The organism is Faecalibacterium longum (assembly GCF_040094125.1).
Lineage (GTDB): Bacteria > Bacillota > Clostridia > Oscillospirales > Ruminococcaceae > Faecalibacterium > Faecalibacterium longum.
On sequence record NZ_JBBNIH010000047.1, the window covers coordinates 1 to 501 of the forward strand.

A 501-nucleotide genomic window follows, 5' to 3' on the forward strand; every position below is an offset into this window, starting at 1 on the left:
AAATGGGGAAGATTTGGCGTGACTTCGGTCACGCCTTTTCTTTTGCTTCCAGTTCATCCAGAGGGATGTACCCCAGCCCATCGTACTTGATATGGATGTGCTGCACCCGCTTTCCGCTGGACTTATCCGGGGCATCCACATAGATGGCCGACACCAGTTCACGGAGAGCATAAGGGGTGAGTTCTTCAATATGAACGTACTTGTGCGCGTTCTGGACGAACTTTTCAATATTCTCGATCTGCTGTTCCTGTACTTCAATTTCCTGCTGGATGGAGAGAACTTCCTCTTCCAGCTGCTTCTGTTCGGCATCGTAGCTCTGACTCATCATGTCGAAGCGGTCATCGCTAAGCTTTCCGTTAACATTGTCCTCGTAAATCTTCATGAACAGCCGTTTGAGGTCTGCGATCCGCTTCTCATTCCGGGCAAGCTGCTTCTTCAGGACAGTCAGCTTTTCGGTGCTTTCCACCCGAAGCTGCTCCTCCATGACCTTGCGGAAGTAGT

At 50.5% G+C, this 501-nt stretch carries 1 protein-coding gene; it reads right to left on the minus strand.

Annotation, left to right across the window (positions count from 1 at the left end; genetic code table 11):
* Positions 1-28: 28 nt before the first annotated feature.
* A partial coding sequence (locus tag AAAU26_RS00735; protein ID WP_349180870.1) for a DUF4368 domain-containing protein occupies positions 29-501 on the minus strand: 473 nt, incomplete at its 5' end.